Source organism: Paenarthrobacter nitroguajacolicus, assembly GCF_031455195.1.
Lineage (GTDB): Bacteria > Actinomycetota > Actinomycetes > Actinomycetales > Micrococcaceae > Arthrobacter > Arthrobacter nitroguajacolicus_D.
In genome coordinates this window covers 64,687-87,644 of record NZ_JAVDSH010000011.1, presented here as the reverse complement: position 1 = coordinate 87,644, position 22,958 = coordinate 64,687, and the positions used below count along the sequence as shown (strand labels likewise).

The window sequence follows — 22,958 nt, the reverse complement described above, 5'->3', positions numbered from 1 at the left end:
ACTCAAAGTTGACAGGCCCTGGCGATGGAGCCCGGGCTCCTCAGTGAAAGGTGCATCCACACGTGAAACCACAAGGAAAGAGCTTCGCCAGAAGCGGGAGCCTCCGGAAGGCCGCGGCGCTCGCCGTTGGACTGCCGTTGCTGCTCTCATCCATGGCGATGCCGGCCCAGGCCGCTCCCGCCCCGGAGACGCCCGGGAATGTTGCAGGCGTGGCCAAGAAGAACCTTGACCCCAGCGCCTACAAGGACGGCCGTTACATGGTTGTCCTGGCCGAAAAGCCTGCGGCCACTTACGACGGCGGCACGGCCGGCCTCGCGCCCACCAAGCCGGAGGAGGGCAAAAAGCTCGACGCCGACAGCGCAGAGGTAAAGGAATACCAGTCGCACCTGCAGCAGAAGCAGCAGGAAGTCGCCAAGCAGGAAAACGTGAACATCAAGCGGGAGTTCACCACCGCCGTCAACGGTTTCAGTGCCAACCTCACGGCCGACCAGGCCATCAACCTTGCCAAGGACCCCAAGGTCCTCATGGTTGCACCAGACACGCAGTACGCACCGGACTACTCAACCAGCGACTTCCTCAAGCTCAGCGGCCCCACCGGGACCTGGGCCACCCAGTACGGCGGGCAGGAAAACGCCGGTAAGGGAACTGTTGTTGGCGTGATCGACACGGGCTACACCCCCTCCAACCCGTTCTTCGCCGGCGAGCCTGTGGGCCCGCTGGTGGGCAACGCCCAGGTGGGCGTTCCCTACCGCACGGCAGACGGCAAGATCGCCATGCTCAAGGCCGACGGCGACACGTTCGTTGGCGAATGCCAGCCCGGAACCGGCACCGGTGCTGACTACGATGGCAGCGCCTGCAACTCCAAGGTCCTCAGCACCCACTACTTCGCCGATGCCTTCCTTGACACCGTGGCACCGGAAAACCGGGCTCCGGAAGAAGTCATTTCCGCAGTGGACGTTGACAGTCACGGCACCCACACGGCAAGCACAGCCGCAGGTAACGCCAACGTTGACGCCGTTGTGGACGGCCGCAGCTTCGGAACCACCAGCGGCATCGCACCCGCCGCCAAGCTCTCCATCTACAAGGTCTGCTGGGAAGACACTGACCCCGCTACCGGCGGCTGCTACGGCTCCGCGTCCGTGGACGCGATCGAGCAGGCCATCCTGGATGGCGTGGACGTGCTGAACTACTCCATCTCGGGCTCAACAACCACCACTACCGACCCCGTCTCGCTGGCATTCCTGTCGGCAGCATCGGCCGGCATCTTCGTGGCCGCCTCGGCTGGTAACTCCGGTCCGAGCGCCAGCACCGTGAACCACGGCGCACCCTGGCTGACTACGGTCGCCGCTACTTCCTTCTCCCAGGAGCTTCAGGGAACGGTTGAATTCTCCGACGGCAGCAAGTACCGCGGAGCCAGCATCATGAACCGTGAGGTGACCGGGGCCGGCGTCGTGCTTTCCACCAGCGCCGCAAGCGGCCAAGGCGATGCTGCGCTGTGTGCCCCCGGCTCGCTGGACCCGGCAAAGGTTACCGGCAAGGTTGTTGTCTGTGACCGCGGCGTGGTTGACCGGACGGCCAAGAGCGCTGAGGTCCTGCGTGGCGGTGGCGTCGGGATGATCCTGGTGAACCTGACCGATTCCTCGCTGGATACCGACAAGCACGCGATCCCCACCGTCCACGTGAACCCGCCCGCAACACAGGCCATCAAGGACAAGATCAACGCCAACCCGGCCGTCACCGTGTCCTTGCTTAACCGCGACACCACGGGCCTGCCTGCCGAGGCCCAGCCGCAGATCGCCGGGTTCTCGTCGCGCGGTCCGCTGCTCGCCACCGACTCCGACCTGCTGAAGCCTGACGTTTCCGCTCCCGGCGTCGCCATCCTCGCCGGTGTGTCACCGATCGGAACCGGTGGGGACAACTTCGGGTTCCTGTCCGGAACGTCCATGGCTTCACCGCACGTTGCCGGTTTCGGCGCCCTGATCCTGGGCAAGAACCCGCAGTGGTCCCCGGCCACCGTGAAGTCCGCCATGATGACCACCGCTGGACCGGTCAAGCTGGCCAACGGCGCCATCAACAAGGACGTCTTCGCCACCGGTGCGGGCCAGGTCGATCCGGCCAAGGTCCTCAGCCCCGGCCTCGTCTACGACGCAACCACTGAGGACTACCTGAAGTTCATCCAGGGCACCGGCATGGACCTGGGCATGGAAGGCCTCGGCACCACCGCGCCGCGCGATATGAACGTTCCGTCGTTCGCGCTGGGCAACCTCGCGGGCAAGATCGAAGTCACCCGCACCGTAACCGCCCTGACGCCGGGTCTCTACCGCGCCTCGGTCAACGTTCCGGGCGTCAACGTCAAGGTCACTCCGTCAGTGCTGAACTTCGGTGCTCCGGGTGAGAAGAAGACGTTCAAGGTGCAGTTCGAAAACAACAACGCAGCCCTGGGTAAGTTCGCCATGGGTTCGCTGAGTTGGACGGGTGCCAACAAGACTGTCACCTCGCCGATCGCCGTCCGCCCGCAGTCCGTCATTGCGGACAAGGCGCTGGCATTCACGGGAACGGGCCCCAACGGCTCAGCAGCCATCAACATCACCTCCGGCACCAACCTTCCGGTGGGAGTGACCATTGATGGACTGTCCAAGGCCGATTCGTCGGCAGTGGAACTGGTTCCCGGCCCGTTTGCGGGCGAGACCAACGCGTCCAACTTCGTGAAGAAGGTGACCGTGGGTGAGGGCAGTGCGCTGGCCAAGTTCTCGGTCATTTCCTCCAACGACGCCGCGGACTTCGACATGCTGGTCCTGACGCCCTCCGGCCAGCAGTTGCCGGCAGCGACAGCCTCCGCCAGTGAAACACTGTCCGTTCCCGACCCGGCCGCGGGCGACTACTACGTCTTCGCCAACCTCTACGCAAGCCCCAACAACCAGGCCACCAAGGCCACGGTTGATGCCGCCGTACTGGGAGCGAACCAGGGCAACGCTACCGTGACGCCGAATCCGATCCGCCTCGCCAACGGCAAGACCGGCCAGGTTTCGCTGAACTGGAAGAACCTGGAGCCGGGCTCCTACATTGGCCGCCTTACCTTCGCCGGGACCAGCGAACCGAGCTTCGTTACGGTCCTGATCAACCCGGGCGGAACCGTAGTGGTTCCGGACGAGGAAGACCCCAAGAAGGACAAGAAGGACAAGAAGCCCCGCGGCAAGATCCGCGCTGACGAGCCGACGCAAAGCAACAACGCTGGCTAGTCCGGCTTGATCCACTAAGCACAGTGGCCGGTGGGATTTCCCACCGGCCACTGCTGTGTTCGCCGACTTTTTGCTGCCGCTACACGGTGCCGGATGCGCCCCCGATGTTGCCCAGCAATGCTGCCAACGTTTTCCAGCGCGCGATCTCGCAGCCATCGGTCCGGCTGAAGTGGCTATGGACCTTGCGTCCACGGAACCAGCCCTTAACCACGGCAACCTGCGGGCCGCCGTATTGCTGGGTGCAGATCCTGTCCGGACGTGGTTCCGGGAAGAAGATTTCCTCCCCGAACTGCTCGACGGCGGCAAGCGCCGCAGGCGCGTCCGGCAGGTTCGAGTCCAGTGACTTCGGGTCGGGCGAGAGAACGCCGCCCGCTGACCGAAGGTGGAACTCCCTGCCCTCAGCGCCTGGTGCCTCGGTCAACGTCACCGTCAGGTCGACGTCGTACTCGCTCTTCTCTGCGTCGCTCGTGTCTGGGGAAACCATGGTTACCTTTCGCTGGTGGCGTCGGGTGCTCAGGCAGCCAGGCCGCTCAGTTCGTCCAAGAGGGGCCCTACTGCCTGGAGCACACGGGTCCGCAGCTCCTGGGATTCGGCCGCGAAAGCCCGCTGGTATTCAACGTACTCGGCCTTGCCCTGCGGTGTCTCGATCCTGATGGGCGGGTAGCCCCATTCCTCGAGATCGTAAGGTGAGGCCTGCATGTCCATGGCCCGGATCCGCCACGACAACTCGAAGCAGTCCATCACCAGCTCACTTGGCAGCGCAGGCGTCAGCTTGTAGGCCCATTTGTAGAGGTCCATGTTGGCGTGCAGGCAGCCCGGCTGTTCCATGGTCCGCTGGTTCTCGCGCGTGGGCGTGAGCTCGTTCAGGGGCAGGGCGTCCGGGGTGTAGAAGCGGAAGGCATCGAAATGGGAACAGCGGATGCGGTTCTCTTCCACCACGGCGTCCGTGCGTTGGCCGCCGAGCCTCAGCTGGAGGTATTCATGCCGCAGTTCGAACTTCTCCTGACGGTAGACCATGGCCCACTCGTGCAAGCCGAAACAGCCGAATTGGGCCGGGCGCTTGGAGGTTCCCGCAAGGATGACTCCGGCGAACCGGACGGCCTCGGCGCGGTCCGCCAGAAAGCTGCCGCGGTCAAAGGCGACCGCAGGCGTTCCGGCGGGCAGGCCCGCTGCGGCGAGTTCGTCGTCGTCGGCTGTCCGGTAGAACTTCCAGTTGGCGCGCTCAAGGGCGCGCTCGCCGCTGAGAAGTACCGCCTGGCCGGGATGCCAGCGCAGCAACTGTCCCGGCTTTTGGGTGTAATACGTGAAGAGGAAATCCTCCACGGGGTGTTTCTTGCCGGCCGAACGCCGGGCCAGGTACGGGTCGGCGTAGCGTGCCACGCGGGCATGATGGGCTGCCTCCAGCCCGAGCCATTGCTCCTGGGGGAGGTGCTGCAGGCTAGACGCCGCCATCTGAACCGAGAATACTCTTGGCGGCGTCCCACAAGGCGATCTGGCAGCCGTCCGTGCGGTTGAAGGACGCGCTGACTTCCTTGCCGTCCACGGCGCCTGTCACCTTGGCTGTTGCCGGGCCACCGTACTGCATGGTGCAGGCCTGGTCGGTCCGGGGTGGGGCAGGGCTCAGAATGGCGGGGCTGTTCTTGATAGTGGCGCAGGCTTCAGCGGGGGACGGGTGCTTGCTTTCCGCCGCGGGCTTCCCATCGGCGCACACAAGCGTGAAGGTCTTGGCTGCGGCTTCCGGGGTTTCCCTGAGCGTGATGGACAGTTCGGCGTTGCCCTGGCCTGGGCTGCCGCTTGTTGGGCTGCTGCTTGCAGGAGCGGACGACGACGGTGCTTGGGTTGCGCTGCCCGTGGAGCCCGGCGTGGGGGTGCCTGAGCATGCCACAAGGCTGGCAACGGTCAACACGGTCAGTGCCGGTACCGCCAATAGTGGGCGAACGAATCGCATGCGCATGGGATCTCCTGGGTCTGCGTCCATTTTACGTGGCACTTTTGGTGCTTTGCGCCTGGGTTCACTCCCAAGCAGAACACCACTGCCCGGCGCTTGGCTAGGGGGTGCGCTGGGTAGTGGCTATCAACCCGATCATGGCCTGATGAAGCTCGGCTACCTCTTCGCGGCTGAGTTGCAGGCGCTCGCGGATCTGCCCGGGGACCGCCGTGGCTTGTTCACGCAGGGCGGCGCCCTTCGGCGTCAGATTGATGGCCAGGGCACGTTCGTTGCCGGCCACGCGCTCGCGGGTGATGAGTTCGGCGTCTTCGAGCCGTTTGAGCAAGGGGGAGAGAGTGGCGGGCTCGTGGAGGAGGCTGTCGCTGATGTCCTTGAGCGTCCGGGGGCTTCGTTCCCAGAGGGCCAGCATCACCAGGTACTGGGGATGGGTAAGTCCCAGTTTCTCCAAGACAGGCTTATAGATGCCGACGACGCTCCGGGACGCCACGGTCAGTGCGAAGCACAGCTGACGCTCCAGAAGGAGGTCATCGGTCTCCTCGGTGGTTTCGCTGACGCTGGTCATGTCTTTCCTTCCCGACACCCTGCGGATTAGTTAGTGCACTAATAATTAGCGTACTATGAAGGAGTTGAACCGTCTAAAAGAGGAGTCGATCAAGCGTGGCAAAGGAATCCCTGACTCGGAAGTTCATGCGCGCCACAGGGAAGTTCCGGATCATTTTCGGCCCGGCGCAGAGCAGTTCCCTCGATCACGAGATGACCGAGGCCAACCGGCAGCTGCTCGCCCAGCGCCAGGCCGAGACCCAGCAATGGGAAACCCTCCGCCGCCCCGACGGCAGCACCTACGTGGTGCCCCGCAACCCGGACGACAAGTCCCTGCGCTAAGCCCTCTCGCATGGGGTGATCCGGGCGTAAAATAGGCTCACTAACGGCACCGCTTCAGCCCTGCCGCTTCTCTCTCCTGTGGAAAGGGGGTGGAGATGATGGGACGCAGATTGGAAAGCTTCCAGCACGTCACAGAGCGGCTGCAATACGTCTTTGGACCCGCGACGCACGGCGATACGGACACCCCCGTGGTGCACAGGCACGATGACTTCGAGACCGCTTCGGAGGAAGACCTGAAGAACTTCGATGTGGAGACCGATTCCGAAGGGCATCACTACGCGGTCCGCAACAATGATCCAGGTCCAACCAGCACCGACTACTCAATGAAGTAGGCGCTGGTTCACCCCACTTCAGGCATGCCTTTGTCCACTTATCAATAAGCATGCTTATGATGCTTATGAACGACATCAGCCGACGGGTAGGGGTCCACATGAGTTTCCAGGATGATGCAGCAAGAACTCCTGCCGGTTCCAACCCGCGGGAGCGAGACACCGCGCCGCCAGCGCAGCGGGTGGTTCAACCTCCGGCGCCAGGGCGGAGCCGTCCGACGCGTACGGCTGCCTTGTGGGTGGCGGTGGCAGTTGGACTGGTGGTCCTTGTGATGCTGATTGTTTTCTTCGTCCAAAACCAGGACATGATCACCGTCCGGTTCTTTGGACTGGAAGGGACGCTGGCGCTGGGCACTACGTTGTTCATCGCAGCCGTCGGTGGGGGCGTCCTGGTGGCGCTCGCAGGCGGAGCCCGGATCCTCCAGCTCAGGCTAAGCAACCACCGGCGCCAGAAGGCCGTTGGCGGTCCCGGAACGCCACGGTAGCGTGGTTTTAATTGCGGAAGGACCGGAGCAATCGCTCCGGTCCTTCCGCAATTTAATCCCGACGGCGGCACTCCCTGACGACGTTCAGTCCGCCGGGGTGGTGGGTCGTCTTAGCCTTCGCAGTCAGTGCAGTAGGCGACGCCATCTTTTTCGCGGGCAATCTGCGAACGGTGGCGGACCAGGAAACAAGAGTTGCACGTGAACTCATCGCTCGCCTGCGGGATGACCTGGATAACCAGTTCTTCAGCGACGATTTCGCCGCCGGGGCCGTTGGCATCGAGGCCATCGGTTTCGTCCAGTTCAAGCACGACACTCTTGGCCGTGGGAGCGCTGGCGGATTGGAGAGCCTGGAGGGACTGCTCCTGGTTCTCTTTTACATCGGTACGGAGTTCGTCGTAATCGGCTGCCACTTTTTAATGCCTCTTCGTGTTAGGGGGTTACCGGGTATGCAACGTACAGCATGCCACGAAAATTCCATACCATACCCCAGTTCTACAGCTTGTGGCGAAAACCACGTGGGTGACGGCCCAAAAAAGCCGTCACCCAGCGCTTTTCAACACCGCATTACCGGAGTTCGATCTCCATCGACTGGAAGTCGTCCATGGCGTGGCGACCAACCAGGATACGGAACATACCCCGCTCAAACTGCCATCCGCCGTCGTAATGTGCAAACGCCTTGGCGGGGATGCGTATTTCCACGCTCTCGGTTCCGTTCGCGGCGAGGTGCGTTCCGGCGTAGCCGGCCAGCCAGCGGACGGGACGATCGACGGCGGAATCGGCGCGGTCCAGGTAAACCTGCACCACTTCCCGCCCGGTACGGGTGCCGGTGTTCTTGACCGGCACGTGGACCACCACGTCGTTGCCAGCCTGTACTGCCTGCGGGGCGTGGGCTGTGCCGAGTTCGAAGGTGGTGTAGCCCAGTCCATAACCGAAAGGAAGAGCCGGAGCTGCCCCGCCCTCGGCTTCCTGCTTCAGCCAGGCACGGTATCCGACGTGGATTCCCTCGGCGTACACCACTTTGCCGTCCACCGGCGTGGTGTTGAGGACAGGGACATCCTCCAGGGCTGCCGGCCACGTGGTGGGCAGGCGTCCGCCCGGCTCTTCGTGGCCCAGGAGAATGTCCGCGATGGCGTTGCCGAACTCCTGGCCACCGAACCAGCCCAGCAGGACAGCGTCCACCGTGTCGAGCCAAGGCATCAGCACGGGCGATCCGGAGTTCACCACCACGACCGTCCGGGGATTGGCCGCCGCGACGGCCTCCACCAGCTGGTTCTGGTAGCCGGGTAGGTCAAGGTCCTTACGGTCGAAGCCCTCCGATTCGATGGCGGCGTTGGTGCCCACCACAACCACGGCGACGTCGGAAGCCCGGGCAGCCTCCACCGCGGCGTCAATCTCGGCCTGCGGTTCGGCGACCACCGTTTCTTCACCCAGCAGGATCGCCGTGAACGGAATGACCTGTTCCTCGGGCAGCTGGTATTCGGCCTCGATCCGTACACTCTGGCCGGCCGTGGCTTCGATGGCGTGGACGGTCTTGGGCGGATCGAACAGCGCCGCGCCCAGGACTTCAGTATCGTCCTCAAGTTCGCCGTTGAAGACCTCCGTGCCGTCCAGGACAAAGCGGATCCGGCCAACGGTCCCGACGCCAAGGTGGTGGATGCCTGCTGTTTCGGCTGTCCAGTCTGCTTCCATGCGAATGGAGGCGGCGCCGTCGGGAATACCGATGCCGAACCAAATCAGGTGGGACGCCAGGCGGTCTTCCCCGGAAATCTCCGAGCCGTCCGCAGCGAGGAACGTCACCCGGATGCCGGGTACGCCGGAAACAGGGTTGTGCAGGGATGTGCGGGGGAACGCCTGGATGCCCTCCGCTACCTTGGCGCCGCGCGCGTAGGTGACCTTCACGTCGTCGGGCAGTGCCTTCTGCAGCCCCGCCAACGGCGACACGGTGTACTTGGGCATCACCGTGGCGCTCCCGCCGCCCTGCGTGCGGGCTTCGTCGGCGTTGTGGCCAATCACGGCCACGCTGGTGAGCGACGTGGCGTCCAGGGGCAGCAGGCCCTTGTTGCGGACCAGCACCGCGCCGCGGACGGCGACTTCACGCGCGACGGCGGCACCGTCGAGTTGCGTGGGGAGTGCGGTGACCGCTGGCGTGAACCCTTCCAGAGAGCCTACGCGGGCTGCCAGGCGTAGGATGCGGGTGACCTTCTCCAAGATGGCTTTACGGCTGACCCGTCCATCATTGACGGCGGCCAGCAGCTTGGGTCCCCAATGGCCAACCGGGCCCGGCATCTCCAGGTCCTGGTGGGCGTTGGCGGCGTCTACGGAGCGGACGCCGGTCCAATCGGAGACCACGACGCCGTCGAAGCCCCACTCGGAGGACAACGGCGTTTCCAGCAGCTTGTTCTCGCTGGCAGTGGTGCCGTTGATGGAGTTGTAGGAACTCATCACCAACCAGGCGCGGGCCTCGGTGATAGCGTCCTCGAAGGCGGCGAGGTAGAGCTCGCGCAGTGGTCGCTCGTCCACCACGGAGTCCGCGGTGAAGCGCTCGGTTTCTGCCTCATTTGCCAAGTAGTGCTTGGGCGTCGCACCAACACCCATGGACTGGACGCCGGCGACGTAGCCTGCGGCCATGGTTGCTGTGAGCCGGGGGTCCTCGCTCATGCACTCGAAGTGGCGGCCGCCCAGCGGGGAACGGTGCAGGTTGATGGTGGGGCCCAGGATCGCGTGGACGCCCTTGCGGCGGGCCTCCTGGCCCAGGACCTGGCCGTAGCGATGGGCAGTTTCAACGCTCCATGTCGCGGACAAGGCGGACGACGACGGGAGGGAGACGGAGTCATGGCGCTCATCGAAGTCCTCGCCGCGGACGCCGGCCGGGCCGTCGGACATCACGACGCGTGACAGGCCGATTTCCGGGATGGCGTGCGTGGACCAGACGTCCGCGCCGGTCAGGAGCTGCACCTGTTGCTCGAGGGACAGACTCCGGGCCAGTTCGAGGATCCTGGCCTCCGCGTCCTGTGTTCCTGCCTGTGGCGCCGTGACAGCTGCCGGGAGGGTGGGATTCATTTACTTGACTCCTTTGATACGTGTGACGAGGAGGGCGCCGATGATGCCGACTACCGCACCACCGAGGAACAAGGCCGGGTAACCACCAATGGCGATCACCGGAAAGGCAATGGCAGGCACCAGGGACTGGGGGAGGGCCTGTGCGATGTTGAAGACACCGAAGGTTTTGGCATTCTCCGACTGGTCTTTCGGCAGCAGGTCCGTGATGAGGGCGACGTCCACGGCGCTGAAGACGCCAAGGCCCAATCCGAGGATGCCCTGGCCTACCAAAACCTGGCCGGTGCCCGTGCTGGTGGCGATGACGATCAGGCCGGCCATCATGATCAGCGCGGAGATGATCACCATGCCCTTGCGCTTGCCGATGCGGTCGCTGATCCAGCCCCCGGCGAGGCTGGTGATGACGGTGCCGGCTGAGCTCACCAGCGTTGCCTGGAACACCAGGCTGGTGACTTGCGTTTCGGCCACGTGGAGGTGGTCTGTGAAGAAGTACGGAAGGTAGAGCAGGCCCGCGCAATATCCTACGTAGACCATGAATTTGGTAAGCCATGCCCAACCCAAGCCTGGGAACAGCCTCGGGTTGAAGTAGAACGAACCGAGGATTTCCCTGAAGTTCAGCGGTTCGGGCTTCTCGGTGAGCACGCGGTCCTTGAACGTGAAGGCAAAGGCGATGGCTATCGCCGTGCCTACGATTCCAGGGACAACTGCCATTTGCAGGGCGTTATCGAACATCTGCGCGAAGTACGCGGCGGACACGAGTCCGATGGGAAGGGTCATGCCGATCAAGCCGGAGAGGCGTCCGCGCTCAGACGGCGCTGCCTGGTCCGGGAGCGTCGCGACCAGGGCTGCGAGGGCAGCGTTGAAGCCCAGCTGTGCTACAACCCAGGCTGCGAGGACGGTTCCGACGTCCGCGGCTGAGCCGAGCAGGAAGAGTGCCGCCAGTCCTATCAGCGAGCCTCCGACGATCCAGGGTTTCCGCATGCCGAAGCGGGACGTTGTGCGGTCGCTGAGGCGTCCAAAGAACGGGTTGGCGAGCAAGGCGACCGCGGCCCCGACTCCTGCCACAAGGCTGAGTGCTCCGGCGCGTGTATCCGGGGTGGTGATCTCCGAAACCTTGATGGCCAGCACAACCAGGGCCGGGGCCAGAAGGGCCATCCATAGGCCTGCGCTGGCGATGGGCATGCCGATGACGTAGGCGCGGGGCGCCCGGCCGGTCGCTGCACTGTTTGGCCCGGTACTGGAGACCGGAGCCTTTTGGGTGATATCGAGGGCCACATTGCCTCCTGTGAACGGTGACCCACCGTTGGGTCTCTGCAAAGACTGTAGCGACAAAAATCAAGTCTGACTAGGTTTTCGTGTAAATAAGTCGAGTGGCACTGGGCTTTGGAGTGTGAAATAGACTGATCCAATGCCTACTTCGAGGGCCCGTGGCCAGTACGCCAAGGGAGCGGAACGCCGCGAACAGATCATCCAGACAGCAACAGACGTCTTCGCGACGGAAGGCTTTGAAGGCACGGCCCTCAAGCGTGTCGCCGAACTCGTGGGCGTCAAGGAAGCCACCCTGTTCCACTACTTCAAGGGCAAGCAGGAACTCCTCACGGCCGTCCTGGCCGAACGGGATCGCAGGTCCATTGCCGTCAGCGGCCAGGATGACGTAGGACTGAGCCTGATGGCCCCCATCGCGGAACGGAACGTGCGTGAGCCCGGCCTCACAACGCTCTACGCCGTTGCTTCAGCCACGGCCAATGATCCCGGGCACGATTCCCATGCCTACTTCAAGGAGCGCTATGAGGCGGTAGTGCGGGATATCGCAGCTGACATTGAGCGGCGCCAAGCTTCGGGGGACGTCCGTACCGACGTTGACTCGGTGATGTTGGCCAGGCTGACAGTTGCCGCCTTTGACGGCCTGCAGCTCCAGTGGCTCTACGACAAGGATGTCGACATGGCTGACGGACTCCGGCAGCTCATTGACGTTCTCCTGGCGCCGGCTCACCGAACTGAGTAACAGATAAGGCCGTTCTGAGAGCTCAGAACGGCCTTATCTGTTACTTACTTGGGGCGTTGCCCGTGGCGATGCTAGCGGCCGGTGCCGCCGTAGACGGTTGCCTCAGCGTCGCCGTCGAGCTCGAACGCATTGTGGATGGCGCGGACGGCGTCATCCAGTGCGTCGGCGCTGGTGACGACGGAGATGCGGATCTCCGAGGTGGAGATCATGTCGATGTTGATGCCCGCGTCGGAGAGGGCCTTGAAGAACGTGGCCGAGACGCCCGGGTGCGAACGCATGCCCGCGCCGATCAGCGAAAGCTTGCCCACGTGCTCGTTGTATTCGATGCTTTCGAAGCCGATCTGGCCCTCAGCAGCGCGCAAGGCGGCCAAGGCGTCGGCGCCCTCAACGATGGGGAGGGTGAAGGAGATGTCCGTGCGGCCGGTGCCGTGCGTCGAGACGTTCTGGACAATCATGTCGATGTTCGAGTGGGCATCGGCGATCACCTGGAAGATCGCAGCAGCCTTGCCGGGGATGTCCGGAACGCCCACAACGGTGACCTTGGCTTCGGACCGGTCGTGTGCAACGCCGGAGATGATTGGCTGCTCCAAGGCAACTCCCTCTTGAATCGTGAACTTTTCTTCGGCACCCGGGATGACCCAAGTGCCTTCGTTCTGGCTGAATGACGAACGGACGTGCAGCGGCACACCGAAACGACGGGCATACTCCACGCAACGGAGGTGGAGGATCTTGGCGCCGGAAGCAGCCAACTCCAGCATTTCTTCACTGGAAATACGGTCGATCTTCTGGGCGCTGGTCACTACGCGGGGGTCGGCGGTGTAAATGCCGTCCACGTCCGTGTAGATCTCGCAAACGTCTGCTTCCAACGCTGCGGCCAAAGCGACGGCCGTAGTGTCCGAGCCGCCGCGACCCAACGTGGTGATCTCATGGGTGGCGCGGCTCATGCCCTGGAAGCCCGCGACGATGGCGATGTGTCCCTTGTCCAGCGCCGTGCGGATGCGGTGGGGGTCGACGTCGATAATCCGCGCCTTGCCGTGGATGCCGTCGGTAATCATGCCGGCCTGGGAGCCCGTGAAGGACTGCGCCGAAGCACCAAACTTGTTGATGGCCATGGCAAGGAGGGCCATGGAAATACGTTCGCCGGCGGACAGCAACATGTCCATCTCACGGGCCGGAGCGGAGTCCGTGACCTGGCTCGCGAGGTCCAGGAGTTCATCGGTGGTGTCGCCCATCGCGGAGACGACAACCACAACCTCGTTGCCGGCCTTCTGCGCATCCACGACGCGCTGTGCGACCCGTTTGATGCCATCAGCATCGGCAACCGAGGAACCGCCGAACTTCTGAACGATCAGCTGCTTGGTAATGGCAGCCTCGTTGGAGAGCTCTTCGATCTTCACTTCGGTAGTGGGCATAGTCATGCGCGCACCCTCACTGCATCAATAGGGTTCGAACGCGGCGCGCTAATTTTCAATTGGAGCACGCCTGCGTAGCTTATTTGCCCAGTTTATCGCCGCGTGCGGGGCTGGTAGGAATTGTGACCACATGGCGGCCAGGGCCTGCGGGAATAGCCGCATCCCTGGGAGCGTCGAGTCGCGGTTCTACTTGGTGGTGGGAGTTGGGCTGGCGCTGGCATCCTGTCTGTCCAGCTCTTCGTACATCGCGCCGAGGTCTCCTGCGATGCAGACGGTGTCCATTTCCAGGCCGGATCCTTTGATGTTTGCGTAGTAGGACATGAGTTGTCCGCCGTTCTGATCGGCGTAGAGGCGGATGAGTCCCGGGTCTTTGGGGTTGGTTTCGGTGCGGGTGGTGAAGCCTTTGGATTCCCAAAACGTTTTGACGGCGTTGACGGAGGCTTCAAGGTCGACGGGGTCGGGGGTTTGGCTCAGGACGATGTAGTTCACGCCGTCTTCCCCGTCGGGAGTGCTGCAGGGGCCGTTTCGGAGGCCCTCGTCGGCCCATTTTTGAGGCCCGATAACTTTGTGGGTTTCGGTTTTGAAGGCGTGGAGGTCTGCGAGGGCTTGTTTGAGTTCTTGGACCTGGGCTTTGACGGTTGCAGGGTCACTAGGATTGCTTGTTCCGGTCATGGGGTTCTCCGTGGTGGTGGGGGTGCAGGCGCTCAGCGCCAATAGCATGCATAGCAAGCCGGTAAGGATATAGAGGGTCCTGAGACGGGCCTTGGGTTCATGGGACATGAGCTTCACTCTTTCGGACTTGTTCATCGGCCAGCAAATCCGGCCGGTGGCGAGACAGGCCGCGCGCCTGAAAGGATATGGTCTCCGTGGCCGGTCGTTGTGAGGGCGGCTTCGTACAGGGCTGTTGTTCCTTTGTCCAAGTACCCGTAGCCGTCCCGGGCAGTCCTGTGTACCAGTGTGTTGTGTTCGGTAGTGCCTTGATACCGGGTCCCGTCGATAGTGGCTCCTTCTGAAGAGAACACGTTCGCGCCGAACGATTCCAGGCGAGGATCTTGGCGTTGGAAGCGACCCAAATCAGCCAGCCCGTCGCCTGCGGCTTCCGTGGCGAAGACCTGCCCGGCAGGGACGTGGAGTGCCCCAGTGTTCTGGATCTCCTTTTCGATGCCGGCGGAACCCAGCATCGTGAAGGTGGCAACGTTCAATTCCGCAGCGGCAAGGGCGTTGGAGGTGACCGTGGTGCCGTACGAATGTCCCAAAACATTCAAGGTCTCCGGGGTCCTGTTGCCCAAATGCTGTCTGACGGCGTTGAAGCCCTGAAGGTCTGTGACGAACCGGTCGGCGCCGGCTCGGGCGGCATCGCCACTGTTCACGCTCGGAACCGTGGGCGGTTCGTAGTTGATCCATGCCACCACAGCGAAAGATTTATCCCTGGAGAGCAACTTTTGTTGCGCTTGAAGGTTCGCGGCGTTGAACGCCCAGTCATTGAAACCGCTCTGCGGTGTGATGTTCATGCCGGACACGGCGTAGGTCACGTTGTCAGCCGTATCGGGGTTACCCGCAGAGACCTGTGCTTTGGGGGAGCCGTCGCTGAGGTCGAAGCCGATCAGGAAGGCACTGGTTTCGCCCGCGTTCCTGATGGCCTGAGTAATGCCACTAAGGGCCTTTTGCTGCGTTTGCAGCCGTGTCCAAACAGGGTTGGTCACGGACAGGCCCTGGCTGGCGGGCAGGAATTGAGGCGTTTTGGTGAGTTCGTCTTTGATGCGCTCGTCCTCGGTGGCGAGGCGTATGCGATTGGCCTTGTCCCGGGCAGTGGCAGTGACACCGTTCAGGTTCCCGATGACCCCGGGAAGGGTCTGGATCAGAAGAATCTGGGCCTCGCCGGGTTCGATTGTCCCGCTGGCGACCGCCTGGCCGAGTCCGGCCCACCACTTGGCAATCATCACAGGGTCCAGCCCTGGTTGCTCGAGCAGCCCCTGAAGCCGGTCCCTGTTAGCTGGGGTGGCCAGCCACGCCTTTAGTTGTGCGGCGCTAAGGGCCCCGACGTCGGTCAAACTCACTTGCCGTGGGGGAGCGTACTGAATGAGGACGCTGTTGAGGATGGTGTCAGCCATGGAGCCGCTGCCAGCTGCTTCAAATGCTGCGGCGACGCGTTCGACCCACCCAGCATCAGCAGTGTTCTCACTGAGCAGCTGCTCGAAACCGGACACGAAGGTGACGCTGCCGCTGTTCACCCAGGAACAAGCAGCGGTGAAACTACCCCAGGCGTGGCGGACACGTCCGAGTTCACTGCTGAGGATGTTTGTGGAGGTTCGGGATTGGGACACGAAGTCGCGCAGCTTTCCCGGGTCCGCCGCGCTTGTCCCGGCTCCCGATCCACCGGCGAACCTTGTCCGCTCCCTTGCGGAGAATACTGCTGAAATCGCCGGTGCAGGCAGCGGCCACTCCGCGGGCATTGGATCACCCAACGGGCTCACGAACAACTGGAAGTTCTGTTCACGGATATCGGCGCGTTGCTGCCAGTCGGCGAGGTTCTTCAGCCGCGATTTCTCCCGCGCGGCCCGTAGTTTCGCTTCCTGGACGTCCTCCGCCAACGCGGCGAGAACACTGGCAAGGCGGACGCGGTCATCAGCCCTGACGGCACAGGCCTGGAGGAATAAGCGGGCGTAGCCCCCTTTGAAATCCTCCATGACACGATCAATGGCTCCCGACAGGAACGCGCCCTCGGAGCGTAGAACCTCGTCCGCGGAATCGGCAGCACTGATCAGAGCATCGGCCGCGCCGTCATCGAAAGCAATCCCCATAACCGAATCCCCCGAACGAATGGTTTATCCATCGAATAGCATAACAGCTCGAGTGGCCTCCATTGACGCGTTCGCGGGGGGTGACAGGGTTCGGGATCTCACCAGCCTGCGGAGCCGGGTTCGCCCTTGAAAGGCCCCACAATGCGCCGAGTGATCCAACCCCCGTAGAAACCGCCAGATTGCGCCGTTACTGGTTCGCCGTCGACTTCGCATGACTCCATACGGCCCGGGTAGAGGGCAACCCGTGTTCTGAGAGCATCGAAACCCTGGGTGGGTTCCGGGTAGGTCCACCCGCCGCGGGATGCGACCACACCGTTTGCCACGACGTCGAAGTAGGCGGCCATCCCCTTGAATTCGCAGAAAGTTCCGCCTTCCACCGGGATCAATACTCCGGCAGGGAACGCCTCGAAGGGCAGGTAATAGACGGGAGGGTGGCTGGTTTCGAGGACCCTGACCGAATCTACGGTGTCCGCAATGGTCCGGCCGCCAAGCCGGACCACAATCCTTTCCGAGCGGTGCTGCACCACCGGAGGCCTTGGATAGTCCCACACTGACTCCTGACCGCTCAGCGGGGTAGCGGGCTGCGGGCGCTTGGGGAAACGGGGGAGTTGGGCCATGAACTATGGTCCCACCTCTCTGTTGATGCGTGACGCCCAGGCGTACCATCCACGTCATGAGGATTGCGTGGTGCCTTGGCCGGCGTTCCTGACCGTCCGGGCAAGCGGGGTGCCGGTGCAAACGAGCCGGAGTACGAGGTCATCGGCGGTGGATTGGTTGACGATCAGCCGCGGGTGACTTCATCCAGGGGTGGTTCGGAACCACCGCCTGCGGCCGTCGTCAAAACTGCCCTGAAAATGGCTTGGCGGGATGCCCGGAATTCGTTGTCCTCCTGGTGGTTTTGGCTGGGCTGCTGTTGCTCCATCGTCTTTGCAGGTGGCGTTGCCGCTGCAATGGTTGCATGGGTGCAATCGCTCGGAGGGTTCGACTCGGACGTCCCGGGTGCCACCTACGTCTTCATGGCTGGATTCCTGGCCTTGGCCGCCGCGATACTGGGCGTCATCTGTGGCTTCCGGCACGCCCAGAGCAGCATTCTGGTCCGCTTCCTCGCAGCGACCATCCGCGGAGTCGTTTTCGCTGCACCGTCATGTGCGGTCCTGCTGATGGTGGGTCTCAGCACGGGTGGGCCGCCAGCGCTGGCTGGCGCGGCCGCCGTCGTGATTGTCCTGGAGGTGGGACTGTTCGGACTCATGGGCGGAGGTGCGCAGGCGTGCTTTGCCTCTCCCGTTCCGGCGGGCGTCCTGGCTGGGGTGGTGACGATGTTCCTTTGCTTCGGGAATGGTGCTCTCACTCTGTTGCTGCTTGCCGGAACCAGTGAGATGGGCGGCGCCTCAGTGCCCGTGAACGTGGAGAGGGACGACGCGGGGAGGATCACTGCATACGAGTGTGTTGGCAGCCTGCACGAGGTGGAGGTGGTGCATGCGGAACGCGTGGCATGGCTAGCGGCATCGAATCCTGCGCTGCTCCTGGGGAGTATTGGAGCCCAGTTTGTGCCCCCTGACCACGTCGTCGGATGGATGTTGGCCGGCCTCCAGTACGCCGCCGACGGCCCGTCCCGCGAAGTCCCTTGCCTGGACGGAGAATCGAGTGCCGGGCTCGCGCCGCCGGTGCCCGTGGCTTTCGCCGGCTTTGCAGTACAGGCCGCATTTGCTGCGCTACTCACCATTTCAGGGCGTTGGTTGGAGGCGCGGAGGGCGGGCATTTCCTGACTGCCCCAGGCTCCTCTTGACTTCTATATCTATATAGCTAGATTAGAGCCATGGAGAGTTTGGGGCGGGTCACGCCAGCCACGGCGCTTGTTCTGGAGGCCTTGCTCGCCGCCGAAAGCGTGTGGGGGCTTCAGATAGTCAAAGACACCGGCAAAAAGCCCGGCACGGTCTATCCGATTTTGGAGCGACTCGAAGGCGCTGGCTGGGTCCAGGGGGAATGGGAAACGGCGGAAGACCGCAAGGGACCTCGGCGGCGCTATTACCGCCTCGTTGCTGACGCACGTTCGCTGGCACAGGAGTTCGTCAGGGCCCAACGGTCAAAAGCGGCGGCACGTCCGACCCCGGCTTTCAGCGAGGGTTCCTGGAGGGCCACGTGAGGCTGGGCGAGGCGATTCTGACCGTCTGCCTGGCGCTGACGCCAGCGCACCTCCGGTCCCTAAGGGAAGAGCAATGGAGGGCCGACCTCCTTGACGGACCGGGGATGGGGATTTCCACTTCTGCAGTGCTTTTTGGGGCCGCGAGTTCGTCAGTGACGTCCAGGATTCACGAGTTAAAACGTCGTGGCGGCATGATCATGTCACGCATTATCAAGGGGGAAAACATGAAACTGGTACTGGGTGCAGTAGGCACGGCCATTGCGATAGCGACAGTTGTCGCCGTCGGAATCCAAGCGAACGCCACCACCGTTCAAGATGACGCTTCCCACTTCAAGGGGCCGGTGGCAGATCGGCCAATAGCGGGCTACGAAGGGTGGTGGAATTCAACGCATTTGGACGGCACCCCGGCGGGCCCGGCTGAGACTGTTGCGGTCAACACCAACACCGGAAAGATCGTTGACTACTCCAACATGGCGAGGAGCGCAGCCGGGCAAGTGCTCACAGCCGCAGATGCCACTTACGTGGTGGTGCCGGACCCAATGTGGCCCGCCAGCTCCATAGTCATCATCGACACTGCCACGGACAAGGTGATCGAAGACTTCCCCGTGGACGAAAAGGGCCGGGTCATCTATACCCGCGAAGACGGCACCACTTTCGTCGGCTGACGACTGGCGGGCAAGCGAAGCTACAACAGCGCATTGCGCCTTCCCTCGAAGGCCCGGCCCAGCGTGACTTCGTCGGCGTACTCAAGGTCGCCGCCCACGGGAAGACCGGAAGCCAACCTTGTCACCGCTATCCCAATCGACTTGAGCATGCGGGCCAGGTACGTTGCTGTGGCCTCGCCTTCGAGGTTGGGGTCCGTGGCGATGATGATTTCCTGGATGGCGCCATCATTCAATCGGGTCAGGAGCTCGCGGATCCGCAACTGCTCCGGACCGATGCCCGCGATCGGATTGATAGCGCCACCCAGCACGTGGTACCGGCCACGGAAGGACCGGGTCCGCTCAACGGCCAGAACGTCTTTGGACTCCTCAACCACGCAGATGACCGACGGGTCCCTGCGCGGATCGCGGCAAATATTGCATGTCTCCTGCTCGGTCACGTTGAAGCAGACCGAGCAGAACTTCACCCGTTCCTTGACCGTGGTGATGGCTGTCACCAGACGCTTCATGTCCTCTGGATCAGCCTCCAGGATGTGGAACGCCAGGCGCTGCGCTGATTTGGGGCCCACACCGGGAAGCCGGCCGAGCTCGTCAATCAGCTCCTGAACTGCACCTTCGTACACAATGTCCTCATTTGGTTGAAATCAATGCTGCAATCAGCGGTTGTGCAGGGGAGAACCGTCCAAGGCGCGCTCCTCGATCAGCTTTCCGCCCAGAATACGCTCCACCGCAGCCCGCCCAAAGACCCTCGATTCCTCGATGGTTTCGTCCTCCGGGCTGGGAATGTCCTCCGCACTCGCCGTGGGGGCTGCCTGGGTCCTGGCGGGCGCCTGTACGCGACCAGCCTGTGCTTCAGGGCTGTTGGTCAGGCGCTGATACAGGCTCTGACGACCATTGGGACTGCCCGACGCCGGGCCTTCCTCGAGCGTGGCAACGGAACCATGCGCTTCAACCGGCTGCGCGGCCAAGGACGGCCACGTGGGGGGTGCGCTGGCCCCCGGGTTGCTGGCTGCCGAGGCGCCGCTGCTTGCAGGCGCGGGCATGGATTGCGTTGCGGGCCAGCTCGACGCCGATGCGACGTCCCAGCTGGAGCTGGGGTTTTGCTCGGCGTTGGTTGGGTGTCCGTAAGCCCCTGTAGTTGCCTCGGGAACCTGTGCTGCAGCTGGCTCGTAGTCCGGGGCGTCCTTTGTTGGGACAGCGGCTTCCTCTGCGGCCTGGGGTTGCTTGCCCACATTGGATTCCGTGCCCACAACCCATGTGCCCGGCGCCTGCTCAACTGCCCTGGACCAAGGGTCGTCTGAGGTGCTGGACGTTGCCGAGGGGACGGCTGCCGTTGGACGTGGCTCTGGCGATGCCGACGACGGTGCTGCCGGTGCCGGGGGTGATGGTGCCGTAGCTGCCGGAGGCTGGCTCTGGCGGGTGTATCCGGACGGTGGTTCCCAGTCAGCCGGGGGTTCTTCTTCCAGCGGCGGGGCATCTTCGTCGAGCGGCGGACCCCAGTCGTCGTCAGGGTAGGAGTAATCGCCGGCCGGCTCGGAGGCCGGTGTTTGCACGGGCACGCCGGGAGCGGGCGCGGATGCGACCGGAGCCGGCGCCTGGGCAGCGAGCTCCGACGGCGCGGGTGCAGCGGTTGGTGGAGCAGGCGGAGCTGCCTGGGTTGGAGCTGTTGTCGCTGGAGCTGGTGCCGCCGGAATTGCCGCCGCTGAGGTTGACGGTGGCGCAGGCGCTACGGCAGGGCTGGCTGGGGCGAGACCCCATGCGGAGTCGACCGCCGACATTGCGGCGGATGGGGATGCTCCCGCTGGGGCGGTTGTTTCAGATGCCGGTGCACCGCTTACCGGCGCAGCGGCACCCGCCGGAGTCTCCCGACTAGTAGGTGCTTTTGGGTTTGGCTCAGAGCTCGCTGAACTGTTGCCGCCGGCCACCGCGACGATCTGGCAATCAATGCCCAGGGTTTTGTGGATTGCTTGGCGAAGGTTCTCGGAGTGGTCCGCGCGCCCGAAGGCACCGGCCAAGCCACCGGTAGTGAACGCCAGGGTGAGCATTTGTCCGTCGAACTGGGCCACTTGGGCGTTGGGCTCTACGAGGGCCCACGTGCTGCGCTTGATCTTGGTCAGCGTTTGGAGAACGTCAGGCCAGGCACGGCGAAGGGCCTCTACGTCGCCGCCCCCTGAAGGAGCCGGTGCGGTCTGTGCCGGAGCAGCCTGTGCCGGAGCGGCCTGCCCGGGAGCAGCGGACTGCGGCGCAGGCGTGGGTGCTTGTTGCGCGACCGGGGCCACGGGCTGTGCCTGGGGCGTCGCCTGTGGTGCGGGAGACTGTGGTGCGGGAGACTGCGGTGTGCGAGCCGAACCAGGACGGTCTTCCACAGGCCAATCGTTGGTGGATACCCGCGGCGCGGTGATGGAGTCGCGGGTGGTGGCGTCAATCGACGGTTCCGGAGCAGCCGGTGCCGGCGTGACAGGTGCCGGCGTGACAGGTGCCGGTGTGGCAGGTGCCTGTGCTGCAGGAGCAGCCGGAACCCGCTCTGACTGGGTTGGCGCAGGATCCGCAGCTGCGGCGGGAGTTACTGGCGCGGACGGCGCTGCTGCGGGCGAGGAAGCCGCCGCGGCAGGCGGGCCTGCAGCAACAGCCGGCGTTCCGGCGTCGCCCGCGTAGTTCAGGCGGCGTTCCACGCGGTCGATCCGGGCGGCGATACCCCGTTCCGTCTGCTCGGAGCTGGGGAGGAGGATCCGGGCACACAGCAGTTCAAGGTGCAGCCGTGGTGAGGTGGCCCCAGTCATTTCTGTGAGAGCGGTGTTGGTGACATCCGCGGCGCGGGAAAGTTCGGCCGCGCCCAGGTTGGTCGCCTGGTTGCGCATGCGGGCAATCTGGTCCGCGGGCATGCCGCGGAGGATGGCTTGGGCGCTCTCGGGCATCGCCTGAACAATGATCAGGTCGCGGAAGCGTTCCAAAAGGTCTTCGACGAAACGCCGGGGATCGTGCCCGGTCTGGATGACGCGATCCACGGCGCGGAACACAGTGGCGGCGTCGGCCGCGGCAATGGCATCCACGATGTCGTCCAGCAGGGAAGCGTGCGTGTAGCCGAGCAGCGCGACGGCGAGCTCGTAGTCCAGGCCGTTGGGTCCGGCGCCGGCCATGAGTTGGTCCAGCACGGACAGGGTGTCACGGACTGAACCGCCACCCGCGCGGATGACCAGCGACAGCACTCCCGGGGCTACGGGGACGTTCTCCTGCTGGCAGAGGAGCTCGAGGTATTTCATCAGCGGCTCGGGCGGCACCAACCGGAAGGGATAGTGGTGGGTGCGGGACCGGATGGTGCCGATGACCTTGTCCGGCTCCGTGGTGGCGAAGATGAACTTGATGTGTTCCGGCGGTTCTTCAACGATCTTCAGGAGCGCGTTGAAGCCGGCCGACGTGACCATGTGGGCTTCGTCGATGATGAAGATCTTGTAGCGGTCGCGGACCGGGGCGAAGGTTGCCCGTTCGCGGAGATCGCGGGCGTCATCCACGCCACCGTGGCTGGCGGCGTCGATCTCGATGACGTCGAGGGAACCTGATCCGCCGCGCGCCAGTTCGATGCAGCTGGGGCACTTGCCGCAGGGAGTGTCAGTGGGGCCTTCTGCACAGTTCAGGCAGCGGGCCAAGATGCGCGCGGACGTGGTCTTGCCACAGCCGCGGGGGCCGGAGAAGAGGTAGGCGTGGTTCACGCGGTTCTTGCGGAGCGCCGTCATCAGCGGCTCTGTGACGTGTTCCTGCCCGATAACGTCCGCGAAAGAGTCGGGCCGGTACCGTCGATACAGGGCAGTTGTAACAGTCACAAGTGAAACCTACCTATAGGGACTGACATTTAAATAAGAGACCCCTCATGCACCCGCCAGAGCCCATCTACCCTTGCTACCTTCCGGTCCTGGGGGAGTTCAACAGGATGACGCCACATGAGGGGCCGTCGACAAGCTTACCCGAACTCGGGGCGGGGTTCGAATCGGCCAGCGAGG

Annotated in this window: 21 protein-coding genes and 1 other RNA gene; 8 read left to right on the top strand and 14 right to left on the bottom strand. The window is 63.7% G+C overall.

Annotation, left to right across the window (positions count from 1 at the left end; genetic code table 11):
• Positions 1 to 62 precede the first annotated feature (62 nt).
• Positions 63 to 3,239: a S8 family serine peptidase gene (locus J2Y68_RS19485; RefSeq protein ID WP_463675855.1), complete on the top strand. Its 3,177-nt coding sequence runs from the start codon at positions 63 to 65 to the stop codon at positions 3,237 to 3,239.
• Positions 3,240 to 3,318: 79 nt separating this feature from the next.
• Here the strand turns inward: J2Y68_RS19485 and J2Y68_RS19480 are convergent, their stop codons facing one another.
• The 4 genes from J2Y68_RS19480 to J2Y68_RS19465 all read right to left on the bottom strand — a co-directional run bounded on the left by J2Y68_RS19480 (position 3,319) and on the right by J2Y68_RS19465 (position 5,749).
• Positions 3,319 to 3,723, bottom strand: a complete 405-nt coding sequence (locus J2Y68_RS19480) for a serine protease inhibitor (protein WP_309995923.1) — start codon at positions 3,721 to 3,723, stop codon at positions 3,319 to 3,321.
• Between the two features lie 29 nt (positions 3,724 to 3,752).
• Positions 3,753 to 4,691, bottom strand: coding sequence for a 3-methyladenine DNA glycosylase (locus J2Y68_RS19475; RefSeq protein WP_309995920.1), 939 nt, complete (start codon positions 4,689 to 4,691; stop codon positions 3,753 to 3,755).
• Positions 4,678 to 5,193, bottom strand: coding sequence for an SSI family serine proteinase inhibitor (locus J2Y68_RS19470; RefSeq protein WP_309995917.1), 516 nt, complete (start codon positions 5,191 to 5,193; stop codon positions 4,678 to 4,680). The genes J2Y68_RS19475 and J2Y68_RS19470 overlap by 14 nt, the downstream gene beginning before the upstream one ends.
• 94 nt (positions 5,194 to 5,287) lie before the next feature.
• A complete protein-coding gene (locus J2Y68_RS19465) occupies positions 5,288 to 5,749 on the bottom strand; it encodes a MarR family winged helix-turn-helix transcriptional regulator (RefSeq protein WP_235521240.1) in 462 nt (153 codons plus the stop codon).
• 95 nt (positions 5,750 to 5,844) lie between these two features.
• On the opposite strand from J2Y68_RS19465, the gene J2Y68_RS19460 reads away from it, so the two are divergent.
• The 3 genes from J2Y68_RS19460 (at position 5,845) to J2Y68_RS19450 (ending at position 6,883) form a co-directional block, all read left to right on the top strand.
• Positions 5,845 to 6,069: a hypothetical protein gene (locus J2Y68_RS19460; protein WP_235521238.1), complete on the top strand. Its 225-nt coding sequence runs from the start codon at positions 5,845 to 5,847 to the stop codon at positions 6,067 to 6,069.
• A gap of 98 nt (positions 6,070 to 6,167) precedes the next feature.
• Positions 6,168 to 6,401 carry a hypothetical protein gene (locus J2Y68_RS19455; protein WP_309996151.1) on the top strand — a complete coding sequence of 78 codons (234 nt, stop codon included), beginning with the start codon at positions 6,168 to 6,170 and terminating at the stop codon, positions 6,399 to 6,401.
• Between the two features lie 98 nt (positions 6,402 to 6,499).
• Complete coding sequence (locus tag J2Y68_RS19450; protein ID WP_309995914.1) at positions 6,500 to 6,883, top strand: LapA family protein; 384 nt, start codon at positions 6,500 to 6,502, stop codon at positions 6,881 to 6,883.
• A gap of 110 nt (positions 6,884 to 6,993) precedes the next feature.
• On the opposite strand, the gene J2Y68_RS19445 is transcribed toward J2Y68_RS19450, so the two are convergent.
• The 3 genes from J2Y68_RS19445 to J2Y68_RS19435 all read right to left on the bottom strand — a co-directional run bounded on the left by J2Y68_RS19445 (position 6,994) and on the right by J2Y68_RS19435 (position 11,215).
• Positions 6,994 to 7,293: a DUF4193 domain-containing protein gene (locus J2Y68_RS19445; protein WP_211713967.1), complete on the bottom strand. Its 300-nt coding sequence runs from the start codon at positions 7,291 to 7,293 to the stop codon at positions 6,994 to 6,996.
• A gap of 154 nt (positions 7,294 to 7,447) precedes the next feature.
• Positions 7,448 to 9,943 (bottom strand): beta-glucosidase family protein, encoded by a 2,496-nt coding sequence (locus J2Y68_RS19440; protein WP_309995912.1) that lies wholly within the window; start codon positions 9,941 to 9,943, stop codon positions 7,448 to 7,450.
• Positions 9,944 to 11,215, bottom strand: coding sequence for an MFS transporter (locus J2Y68_RS19435; protein ID WP_309995908.1), 1,272 nt, complete (start codon positions 11,213 to 11,215; stop codon positions 9,944 to 9,946). It abuts the gene before it with no gap.
• Positions 11,216 to 11,348: 133 nt separating this feature from the next.
• On the opposite strand from J2Y68_RS19435, the gene J2Y68_RS19430 reads away from it, so the two are divergent.
• Entirely contained in the window at positions 11,349 to 11,945 is a 597-nt protein-coding gene (locus J2Y68_RS19430) for a TetR/AcrR family transcriptional regulator (protein WP_309995905.1), read from the top strand.
• A 71-nt stretch (positions 11,946 to 12,016) separates the two neighbouring features.
• Here J2Y68_RS19430 and J2Y68_RS19425 read toward each other — a convergent pair whose 3' ends face one another.
• From J2Y68_RS19425 to J2Y68_RS19410, 4 genes are all read right to left on the bottom strand, one after another.
• The gene (locus tag J2Y68_RS19425) at positions 12,017 to 13,363 is read right to left on the bottom strand and encodes an aspartate kinase (RefSeq protein ID WP_309995904.1); all 1,347 of its coding nucleotides are present in this window, start codon (positions 13,361 to 13,363) and stop codon (positions 12,017 to 12,019) included.
• A gap of 180 nt (positions 13,364 to 13,543) precedes the next feature.
• Positions 13,544 to 14,137 (bottom strand): hypothetical protein, encoded by a 594-nt coding sequence (locus J2Y68_RS19420; RefSeq protein WP_309995903.1) that lies wholly within the window; start codon positions 14,135 to 14,137, stop codon positions 13,544 to 13,546.
• Positions 14,138 to 14,160: 23 nt separating this feature from the next.
• On the bottom strand, positions 14,161 to 16,158 hold the full coding sequence (locus J2Y68_RS19415; RefSeq protein WP_309995902.1) for an alpha/beta hydrolase: 1,998 nt from the start codon (positions 16,156 to 16,158) through the stop codon (positions 14,161 to 14,163).
• Positions 16,159 to 16,256: 98 nt separating this feature from the next.
• A complete protein-coding gene (locus J2Y68_RS19410; RefSeq protein ID WP_309995901.1) occupies positions 16,257 to 16,775 on the bottom strand; it encodes a DUF427 domain-containing protein in 519 nt (172 codons plus the stop codon).
• Positions 16,776 to 16,850: 75 nt separating this feature from the next.
• Here J2Y68_RS19410 and J2Y68_RS19405 point away from each other — a divergent pair, with 75 nt between their 5' ends.
• The 3 genes from J2Y68_RS19405 to J2Y68_RS19395 all read left to right on the top strand — a co-directional run bounded on the left by J2Y68_RS19405 (position 16,851) and on the right by J2Y68_RS19395 (position 18,966).
• Positions 16,851 to 17,924 (top strand): hypothetical protein, encoded by a 1,074-nt coding sequence (locus tag J2Y68_RS19405; protein ID WP_309995900.1) that lies wholly within the window; start codon positions 16,851 to 16,853, stop codon positions 17,922 to 17,924.
• A gap of 50 nt (positions 17,925 to 17,974) precedes the next feature.
• Complete coding sequence (locus J2Y68_RS19400; RefSeq protein ID WP_309995899.1) at positions 17,975 to 18,301, top strand: PadR family transcriptional regulator; 327 nt, start codon at positions 17,975 to 17,977, stop codon at positions 18,299 to 18,301.
• A 224-nt stretch (positions 18,302 to 18,525) separates the two neighbouring features.
• Complete coding sequence (locus J2Y68_RS19395) at positions 18,526 to 18,966, top strand: hypothetical protein (RefSeq protein ID WP_309995898.1); 441 nt, start codon at positions 18,526 to 18,528, stop codon at positions 18,964 to 18,966.
• Between the two features lie 20 nt (positions 18,967 to 18,986).
• Here J2Y68_RS19395 and recR read toward each other — a convergent pair whose 3' ends face one another.
• The 3 genes from recR to ffs form a co-directional block, all read right to left on the bottom strand.
• A complete protein-coding gene (gene recR, locus J2Y68_RS19390; protein ID WP_026541824.1) occupies positions 18,987 to 19,586 on the bottom strand; it encodes a recombination mediator RecR in 600 nt (199 codons plus the stop codon).
• A 33-nt stretch (positions 19,587 to 19,619) separates the two neighbouring features.
• Positions 19,620 to 22,781 (bottom strand): DNA polymerase III subunit gamma and tau, encoded by a 3,162-nt coding sequence (locus J2Y68_RS19385; protein ID WP_309995897.1) that lies wholly within the window; start codon positions 22,779 to 22,781, stop codon positions 19,620 to 19,622.
• Positions 22,782 to 22,814: 33 nt separating this feature from the next.
• An RNA gene (gene ffs, locus J2Y68_RS19380) (signal recognition particle sRNA small type) lies at positions 22,815 to 22,911 on the bottom strand.
• Between the last annotated feature and the right edge of the window lie 47 nt (positions 22,912 to 22,958).

Bases quoted from the DNA above. Each gene is read 5' to 3' on its own strand.
- J2Y68_RS19410 (WP_309995901.1), bottom strand. From the start codon at position 16,775: ATGGCCCAACTCCCCCGTTTCCCCAAGCGCCCGCAGCCCGCTACCCCG.
- J2Y68_RS19465 (WP_235521240.1), bottom strand. From the start codon at position 5,749: ATGACCAGCGTCAGCGAAACCACCGAGGAGACCGATGACCTCCTTCTG.
- J2Y68_RS19400 (WP_309995899.1), top strand. From the start codon at position 17,975: ATGGAGAGTTTGGGGCGGGTCACGCCAGCCACGGCGCTTGTTCTGGAG.
- J2Y68_RS19420 (WP_309995903.1), bottom strand. From the start codon at position 14,137: ATGTCCCATGAACCCAAGGCCCGTCTCAGGACCCTCTATATCCTTACC.
- J2Y68_RS19470 (WP_309995917.1), bottom strand. From the start codon at position 5,193: ATGCGCATGCGATTCGTTCGCCCACTATTGGCGGTACCGGCACTGACC.
- J2Y68_RS19425 (WP_309995904.1), bottom strand. From the start codon at position 13,363: ATGACTATGCCCACTACCGAAGTGAAGATCGAAGAGCTCTCCAACGAG.
- J2Y68_RS19450 (WP_309995914.1), top strand. From the start codon at position 6,500: ATGAGTTTCCAGGATGATGCAGCAAGAACTCCTGCCGGTTCCAACCCG.
- J2Y68_RS19415 (WP_309995902.1), bottom strand. From the start codon at position 16,158: ATGGGGATTGCTTTCGATGACGGCGCGGCCGATGCTCTGATCAGTGCT.
- J2Y68_RS19430 (WP_309995905.1), top strand. From the start codon at position 11,349: ATGCCTACTTCGAGGGCCCGTGGCCAGTACGCCAAGGGAGCGGAACGC.
- J2Y68_RS19395 (WP_309995898.1), top strand. From the start codon at position 18,526: ATGAAACTGGTACTGGGTGCAGTAGGCACGGCCATTGCGATAGCGACA.
- J2Y68_RS19440 (WP_309995912.1), bottom strand. From the start codon at position 9,943: ATGAATCCCACCCTCCCGGCAGCTGTCACGGCGCCACAGGCAGGAACA.
- J2Y68_RS19475 (WP_309995920.1), bottom strand. From the start codon at position 4,691: ATGGCGGCGTCTAGCCTGCAGCACCTCCCCCAGGAGCAATGGCTCGGG.
- J2Y68_RS19455 (WP_309996151.1), top strand. From the start codon at position 6,168: ATGGGACGCAGATTGGAAAGCTTCCAGCACGTCACAGAGCGGCTGCAA.
- J2Y68_RS19480 (WP_309995923.1), bottom strand. From the start codon at position 3,723: ATGGTTTCCCCAGACACGAGCGACGCAGAGAAGAGCGAGTACGACGTC.